Source organism: Cellulomonas sp. P4_B5_2, from assembly GCF_056402235.1.
The window spans coordinates 1-7961 of record NZ_JBFUHU010000302.1 but is presented as its reverse complement, the minus strand read 5'-3'; the positions used below and the strand labels follow the sequence as shown (position 1 = coordinate 7961).

At 73.4% G+C, this 7961-nt stretch carries 8 protein-coding genes and 1 pseudogene; all 9 read right to left on the bottom strand.

Features of this window, described 5'->3' with window-relative positions; genetic code table 11:
- Window positions 1–19: 19 nt before the first annotated feature.
- Complete coding sequence (locus AC1DUQ_RS18005) at window positions 20–1123, bottom strand: LLM class flavin-dependent oxidoreductase (protein ID WP_477062254.1); 1104 nt, start codon at window positions 1121–1123, stop codon at window positions 20–22.
- A gap of 23 nt (window positions 1124–1146) precedes the next feature.
- On the bottom strand, window positions 1147–2313 hold the full coding sequence (locus tag AC1DUQ_RS18000; RefSeq protein ID WP_477062255.1) for an LLM class flavin-dependent oxidoreductase: 1167 nt from the start codon (window positions 2311–2313) through the stop codon (window positions 1147–1149).
- 20 nt (window positions 2314–2333) lie between these two features.
- The gene (locus AC1DUQ_RS17995) at window positions 2334–3449 is read right to left on the bottom strand and encodes an FAD-dependent oxidoreductase (protein ID WP_477074270.1); all 1116 of its coding nucleotides are present in this window, start codon (window positions 3447–3449) and stop codon (window positions 2334–2336) included.
- Window positions 3450–3462: 13 nt separating this feature from the next.
- The gene (locus tag AC1DUQ_RS17990) at window positions 3463–4467 is read right to left on the bottom strand and encodes an ABC transporter substrate-binding protein (RefSeq protein ID WP_477062257.1); all 1005 of its coding nucleotides are present in this window, start codon (window positions 4465–4467) and stop codon (window positions 3463–3465) included.
- 26 nt (window positions 4468–4493) lie between these two features.
- A complete protein-coding gene (locus tag AC1DUQ_RS17985) occupies window positions 4494–5258 on the bottom strand; it encodes an amino acid ABC transporter ATP-binding protein (RefSeq protein ID WP_477062258.1) in 765 nt (254 codons plus the stop codon).
- Window positions 5255–6298 carry an amino acid ABC transporter permease gene (locus AC1DUQ_RS17980; RefSeq protein ID WP_477074269.1) on the bottom strand — a complete coding sequence of 348 codons (1044 nt, stop codon included), beginning with the start codon at window positions 6296–6298 and terminating at the stop codon, window positions 5255–5257. The genes AC1DUQ_RS17985 and AC1DUQ_RS17980 overlap by 4 nt, the downstream gene beginning before the upstream one ends.
- Complete coding sequence (locus AC1DUQ_RS17975) at window positions 6295–6864, bottom strand: GNAT family N-acetyltransferase (protein WP_477062260.1); 570 nt, start codon at window positions 6862–6864, stop codon at window positions 6295–6297. The genes AC1DUQ_RS17980 and AC1DUQ_RS17975 overlap by 4 nt, the downstream gene beginning before the upstream one ends.
- A complete protein-coding gene (locus tag AC1DUQ_RS17970) occupies window positions 6861–7682 on the bottom strand; it encodes a DUF1684 domain-containing protein (protein WP_477062261.1) in 822 nt (273 codons plus the stop codon). Before AC1DUQ_RS17970 ends, AC1DUQ_RS17975 begins: the two co-directional genes overlap by 4 nt.
- A pseudogene (locus tag AC1DUQ_RS17965) lies at window positions 7679–7961 on the bottom strand (ABC transporter ATP-binding protein); the annotation flags it as partial. The pseudogene AC1DUQ_RS17965 and the gene AC1DUQ_RS17970, both read right to left, overlap by 4 nt.

The following is a 7961-nucleotide window of genomic DNA, read 5'->3' as shown; positions in this document are numbered from 1 at the left end:
GGCGGGGGCTTCCGTGTGCTCAGGCGGCGGCGCGCTCGGCGTCCCGGGCCGCGACCTCCGCGCGGACCAGCGGGATCACGTACCGGCCGAAGTCGACCGCGTCGTCCAGCAGGTCGTACCCCCGGGCGGAGATCACGCTCACGCCCAGGTCGTAGTACGCGAGCAGCGCCTCGGCCACCTGCTCGGGCGTGCCGACCAGGGCGTTCGAGTTGCCGGCGCCACCGGTCGCCTTCGCGGTGGCCGTCCAGAGCACGGAGTCGAACCGGTCTCCCTCCGCGGCGATCTCGAGCAGGCGCTGCGACCCGGCGTTCTCCGGCTTGCCGGTCGAGTACCGGCTCAGCAGACCACCACCGGCGGCCTTGCGAGCCTCGATGGCCCCGAGGATCCGGTGGGCCCTCTCCCAGGCCAGGTCCTCGGTGGGCGCGATGATCGGCCGGAACGCGGCGTGGATACGCGGCGGGGTCGTCCGTCCTGCGGCCGCGGCCTCCCGGCGGATCCGGGCGATCTGCTCGGCGGTGCGGTCCAGCGGCTCACCCCACACGGCGTAGATGTCCGCCTCGGCAGCACCCACCCGGTACGCGGCGTCGGACGACCCGCCGAACGAGATCGTCGGCGAGCGGCCCTCGAACGCCTTGGCGTCCAGGACGAAGTCGCGGAACTGGTAGAACTCGCCGTCGTGGTCGAACGGCTCGGCGCTGGTCCACGCCCGCTTGACGATCTGGATGTACTCCTGCGTGCGCGCGTACCGCTGGTCCTTGGTGAGGGTGTCGCCCTCGCGCTGCTGCTCGTGGTCGTTCCCACCGGTGATGAAGTGCACCGAGAGGCGGCCGCCGGAGAGCTGGTCGAGGGTCGCGAACGACTTCGCCGCGAACGTCGGGTACGAGACGTTCGGCCGGTGCGCCAGGAGCAGCTCGATCGAGTCCAGGCGCGCGGCGGCGTGGGCGGCGAGCACCGACGGCTCCGGACCGCTCGAGCCGTACGCGAACAGCACGCGGGTCCAGCCGTTGTCCTCGTGGGCGCGGACGATCCGCTCGAGGTAGCGCAGGTCGAACGGCGCGGTGGTCGGGGCCTGCGTCTCGGAGGCGTTGCTGGTGGCGGCGATGCCGAGGAAGTCGACGGGCACGGTGGGCTCCTTCTCGTGGGGTGTCAGGCGCCCGCGGGCACCAGGACGGACGCGTCGCGCGACACGTCCGCGGTCAGTCCCCACGCGTCGGCGAGCAGCTCGAAGGAGCGCACGCGGTCGCGCGGGTCGTGGGTCTCGGTGGTGACCAGCAGCTCGTCGGCTCCGGTCACGCGCTGCAGCGTGGAGAGTGCGGCGGCGACCTCGTCGGGCGTGCCGACGATCCGGGTGTCGATCCGGTCGCGCAGCACGTCCTGCTCCTCCGCGCTGCGCTGGTCCCACGGCGTCGTCGTGCCCGGCTCGGGGTAGGCGATCGCGCCCTGCGCTCCCCGGCGGATCGAGAGCACCCACTCCGCGAACGGGTCGGCCAGGTGCTGCGCGCGCTCGGCTGTCTCGGCCGCGAGCACGTCGGCGGACACCACCACGTAGGGGTCCGCCAACAACCCAGGCCTGAACGCCGCGCGGTACGCCTCGACCGTGCCGAGGACGGTCGACGGGCTGACGTGGTAGTTCGCGGCGAGCGGGAGGCCGAGGGCGCCGGCCACGCGGGCGCTCTCGCCGCCGCTGGACGCCAGCACCCACAGGTCGAACGCCGCCCCGGCCACCGGTGGGCTCACGTACGCGTGCCCGGCGCTGTCGACGTAGGAGTCCGCGAGCAGTCCGAGCACCAGCTCGAGCTCGGCGCGGAAGTCCTGCCCGGAGCGGCTGGCGCCGATCACCTCCTTCTGCGCCAGCAGGCGCGCGCGCAGGTCGGAGTCGGTGAAGTCGATCGGCGGGGTGCCGGGCACGTGCAGCCCGTCCACGTCGCGGGCCCCGGTGCGCGGCGGGGCGACGAAGCCCTCGGGCGGCGGCGAGAACGCGCGGCCGAGTCCCAGGTCGACACGCCCAGGGTGCAGCGCCGCGATGGTGCCGAACTGCTCGGCGGCGACCAGCGGGCTGGTGGTGCCCAGCAGGACCGCTCCGGAGCCCACGCGCAGGCGGCGGGTGCGCTCCGCGGCGAGCGCGGCGAGCACCGCCGGGGCGGCCGAGGCGACGCCCGGTGCGAGGTGGTGCTCGGCGAACCAGAGGCGGCGGTAGCCCAGGGCGTCGGCGGCGACGGCGAGGTCGAGCGTCGCGCGCAGGGCGTCCGCACCGGTCTGGCCGACGCCGACGGTGGCGAGCTCGAGGATGGACAGCGGCACGTTCGTGGTCATGTGAGGTCCTCCGTGGGGGGTCAGGGGGCGAGCCGGGCGGCCGCGAATGCGGGGTGCGCCGCGCGGACGGGGGCGTCCGGAGGCTCCAGCGCCAGGTCGGCGAGCACACGTCCGAGCGCCGGGGCGAACTTGAAGCCGTGGCCGGAGAACCCGGCGGCGACCACCACCCGTCCGCGCCGGTCGAGCACGAAGTCGTGGTCGGGGGTGGTGGTGTACGTGCAGGAGATGGGGACCAGGTGGTCGGGGTCGGCGCCGGGCACCCACCGGGCCACGTACTCGCGCAGGAGGCTCAGCTGCTCCGGTTCCGGGGTGAAGGTCCGGTGGTCGGGATCCGTGCGCGGGCCGACCCCGTGGAAGCCGACCTTGATCCCCTCGCCCGGGGTGGCCAGGCCGTAGACCCCGCTGGGCCAGGGGTGCGGGGCGACCGGGTCGTGCGTGAACGACGGCCACAGGTGCGCGTCGGGGGCGTCGGGCCGCAGGGCGAAGTGCGCCGGCTGCTCCTGCGTGACGACGAGCTTCTCGGCCAGGTCGAGCTCGCGCCCGAGCAGCCCGGACGTCCACGCGCCGACGGCCACCACGACGTCCTCGGCGTGCCAGGTGCCGGTGTCCGTGACCACGCGCACCCCGTCACCGCGCTGCTCGATCGCCCGGACCGGGGTCTCGTGCAGCACCCGCGCGCCGGCCGCGGTCGCGGCCTGCAGGAACGCCTCGACCGCGCGATCCGCGTGCAGCCGGCCGGCCGTGCTCGTCTCGTGCAGCACGTCGCCCTCGAACGCCAGCCCGGGCCAGCGCTCGTGCGCCTCGTCGGCGGTGAGCCACTCGTGCGGGATCCCGCGCGCCGTGAACGCCTGCGCGATCTCCCGCGACGCGAGCGACCCCTGGCTCACGCCGCCCGTGAGCTGCAGCAGCTCTCCGACCGCGGGTGCCTCGTCCTCGAGCGTGCGCCACAGCCCGAACGCCTCCTGCGCCAGGTCCAGGTACTCCGACCGGGCGTAGGTGTTCCGGTAGATCCGGGACGCTCCGTGCGAGGCACCCTGCGTGTGTCCTCGGCCGAACCCTCTCCGGTTCGTGTGGGGCGGCCGGCTGGGCGACCCCCGTCCACCCAGCCGGCCGTGTGAGGCGACTCCCCCAGCCACCTCGTCTGTGCGCTCAGTCTGTCTTCGGCAGACCGGGCGGGTTCGTCTCGGACTGCTCGATGGCCTCGTCCTGAAGGCCCCACCGCTCGAGCACCTCGGCGTAGGAGCCGTCCTCGAACGCGTGGTTGAGCGCCGCGGTCACGGCGGGGGCCAGCCCGTTGCCCTTGAGGGTTCCGACCGCGATCTGCGCGGTCGCGGGCCAGCCGCCGTTGAGCGTGCCGACGACCTTGAAGTCCTCCGGCGAGACGGCGGCCTTGTAGGCAGCGGTGGCGTTGGGGCCGAACGCGGTGTCGATCCGGCCCGACTGCAGCGCGAGGATCGTGTCGCCGTCGTTCTCGAAGTACTCGACCGTGGCGGGCTCGAGCCCCGCAGCCTGGTTCTCCCCGTCCCACGCGAGCAGGATCTTCTCCTGGTTGGTGCCCGAGCCGACGGCGACGGTGAGGCCTGCGATGTCCTTCGGCTCGGTGATCTCGGTGACGTCCTCGTTGTCGGCGCGCACCAGCCAGCCCAGCTGGTCGTTGCGGTACGACGAGAAGTCGTAGAGCTCCTTGCGCTCCTCGGTGACCGTGACGTTGGAGATCACCGCGTCGACGGCCCCGGACTGCACGGCGAGCGGCCAGTCGGCCCACGCCTTGACCTCGTGCTCGAGCTCCAGCCCGAGCGCGTCGGCGACCAGCTGCGCGATGTCGGTCTCGTTGCCGATCGGGGTCTTCTCGTCGTCGGCCAGGAACGCCAGCGGGGCGACGTACGCGCTCACGGCGACCGTCAGCGTGCCCTTGTCCTTGATCGACTCCGGCAGCAGCGCGATCGCCTCGGCCGACTCGGTGGTGTGGATGCGGTCCTGGTCCGCGGTGGTGTTGACGGTCAGACCCGCGGCCTGGGCGGCCTCCTGCAGGTCACCGTCACCGGGCTCCTCCGCGGCGCTCGAGGAGCAGGCCGCGAGCCCCGCGATCAGGGGGGTCAGGACGAGCGCGGCGAGCAGCCGGGTGCGGGACGGGCGGGCAGACGTGGTGGACATCATCTTCTCTCTTCGGGGTGGGATGGTCAGAGGACCTTGTCGAGGAACGCCCGGGTCCGGGCGTGCTGGGGGTGGTCGAGCACCTGCGCGGGAGGGCCCTGCTCGACGATCCGGCCCGCGTCCATGAACACGACGGTGTCGGCGAGCTCACGGGCGAACCCGATCTCGTGCGTGACGACGACGAGCGTCGTGCCGCTGTGCGCGAGGGTCTTGATGACGTCGAGGACCTCGCCGACCAGCTCCGGATCGAGCGCGGACGTCGGCTCGTCGAACAGGAGGACCTCGGGCTTGGTGGCCAGCGCCCGGGCGATCGCGACGCGCTGCTGCTGACCGCCGGACAGCTGCCGAGGACGCGCGTCGGCCTTGTCGGACAGACCCACGCGCTCCAGGAGCACGCGCGCCTCGGCCTCGACCTCCCGGCGCGGTCGGCCCTGGGCGTGCACGGGTGCCTCGACCAGGTTCTCCAGCACGGTGAGGTGCGGGAACAGGTTGAAGCTCTGGAACACGAAGCCGATCCGGGTGCGCTGGCGCAGGACGTCCCTCTCCCACAGCTCGCGCAGGGTGTCGCCGCGCCGCTCGTAGCCGACGACCTCTCCCCCGACGGCGACGAAGCCGCTGTCCACGCGCTCGAGGTGGTTGATGACGCGCAGCAGGGTCGACTTGCCCGACCCGGAGGGGCCGATGACGACGGTGACCTCGCCCGGCTGCACGACGAGGTCGATGCCCGCGAGCACCTCGAGCGTGCCGTAGCTCTTGTGCACGCCGTGCACCTCGACGAGTCCGGCGGTCATCGGTCGTCCCCCGTCCGGAACAGGTGGCCGGCGCGCGGGGCGTAGGCGGGCGGGACGCTCGCGGGCAGCCGGCGCCCGGTCAGCCGGCTCGTCGTGCCCAGGACCGACCACCGCAGCCGCTGCAACGGCGTCGGGGGCAGCGTGCGCAGGGCGCCCTTCGCGTAGTTCCGCTCCAGGTAGTACTGCGCCAACGTGAGCACCGTGGTCACGACGAGGTACCAGATCGCCGCGACCAGGAGCAGCGGGACGACCTTGAGGTTGCGGCCGTAGATGACACCGACCGTGTAGAACAGCTCGCCGTAGGCCAGCACGTAGACCACCGACGTGCCCTTGACCAGGCCGATGATCTCATTGATCGACGTCGRCACGATGGTCCGCATGGCCTGCGGGAGCACGATCCGCAGCTGCTGGCGGGCCCGCGGGATGCCGAGCGCGGCAGYCGCCTCGTGCTGGCCCTGGTCCACGCCGAGGATGCCGGCGCGGACGATCTCGGCCGAGTACGCCGCCTGCGAGAGCCCGAGCCCGAGCACCGCGGCACCGAACTTGCCGACGATCGACAGGGTGTCCACCTCGGTGAAGGCGGGTCCGAACGGGATCCCGAACGAGAGCACCGGGTACAAGTACGCGAGGTTGTACCAGAGCAGCAGCTGCAGGATCAGCGGCACCGACCGGAACACCCACGTGTAGCCCCAGGCCACGGAGCGCAGGAGGGGCGACCGCGACAGGCGCATGAGCGCGAGCACGGTGCCCAGCCCGAAGCCGATGACCGCCGCGACGAACGTCAGCCGCAGGGTCCCCCAGAGGCCGGAGAGCACGGATGGCCACGTCAGGTACTGCGCGACCACCGACCACTGCCACCGGTCGTTGGTGACCAGCGAGCTGACCACCATGGCCAGCAGCACCGCGACGGCAGCCGTGGCGACCCAGCGGCCCGGGTGGCGGGCGGGCACCACGCGCAGCCCGGCGAGCGCCGAGGCCTCCCGTGCGGGCAGCACCGGCGGGGGCGCGAGCAGCCGGGACTCGTCCTGGAACACGCTCACGGGGTCACCTCCAGCCACTTCTCGAACGGGAGCGGTCCGGTCGCCTCGGCGTCCGGGTCGAACAGGGGCGTGTAGCCGGCGCGCAGGTAGAGGCCCACGGCCTCCGGCTGGCGCGGTCCCGTCGTCAGGTAGAGCCGCGGGTAGCCGAGGGCGGCGGCGCGCTGCTCCAGCTCGACGACGACGCGTGTGGCGAGGCCGCGGCGGCGGTGCGCGTGATGCGTCCAGATGCGCTTGAGCTCGGCGGTGGGCACCGTCGGCACCCCGGCCTCGTCGCGCCCCTCGGAGCGCGGTCGACGGTCGACGTCACCGAGCTCCGGCTCGACGCGGCGCCGGAACGCCCCACCCGCCACCGGGACGCCGTCCTCGAGCAGCAGGACCAGCCCGCCGTCGGGCGAGGCGAACTCGTGCGCCGGGTAGTGCTCCAGCTCGGCGCGGATGTCGTCGACGGCCAGGATGCCCTGGTAACGCCTGGCGTACTCGTACGCCAGCTCGTCCAGCAGGGGGCGCACCAGCGGATCGGACAGGGCCGTCCACCGCACCGTCAGCGTGGGGCTCGGCGCGGTCACGAGACGCCTCCTCGGGGGTCGCGCTCGCCGGCCCGCACCGCGAACGGCAGGTGGTTGCCCTGCACGGGAGCGGGGCACGTGCCGTGGTCGCTGAACGCGTACGGGAGGTTGATCGTGCGGTTGAGGTCGATCCGCAGGGTGTGCGCCTCCGGGTCCGCGTCCACGCTGAGCACGCGCCACGGCGCCAGGTCGTCGGCCTCGTCGCTGAACAGCACACCGGCCGAGCCGGGCTCGTGACCGGCGGTGAGTCGCAGGGTGTGCAGGACGCCGTCGCGCTCGAGGTCGATCTCCCCCACCAGCCGCACGTGGTGYACGAGCCCGTGCTGCGCCGCGCCGACCGTGGCCGCAACCGGCTCGTCGTACCAGCGGACGGGGACGTCGAGCACCCATGCGGGGTCGTACGAGAACGCGGGCACACCGACGAACTCCTGCCGGGCGGTGGCCAACGGATCCCGGACCCGCAGGTGGAGACGGCCGGTGCGGCGGACGAGCTCGACCACCACACGGTCCTCGTCCGACCGGCCCGCGGGCACGAAGGTCGCCACCAGGGTCGACAGGCCCTCACCGACCGTGCGCCGCCAGCTGCCGTCGAGGGGAGCTCGCGTCTCCGGGTCCTGCAGGCCGGCGCCCGACCGGACGAACGCGTCGTCGCCGTCGGTCCACCACTCGCCGGGCAGTCCCGGGACGCTCCGGGGCGCCGCGGTCAGCGCGTGCAGGCCGACGAGGCTGAGCCAGCCGTGGGGCTGCCGCAGCGCCGTCTCGCGTGCGGTGCGCCACCGCTGGAGATCGGTGGTCGGGTCCGTGGTCAGGGCAGTCATCGGGTGCTCCTCTCGGCGCGGCCGCCGGGGATCGCCCCGACCAGCTCGGCGGTGTACGGGTCCTGCGGGTGGTCGAACACGTCGGCGGTGGGACCCACCTCGACCAGGCGGCCGTCGTGCAGCACGCCGACCCGGTYCACCACCTGACGCACGACGGCCAGGTCGTGCGAGATGAACAGGTAGGTCAGGCCACGCTCGCGGCGGAGCCGGTCCAGGAGCGCCAGGATCTGCGCCTGCACCGAGACGTCGAGGGCCGATGTCGGCTCGTCGCAGACCACC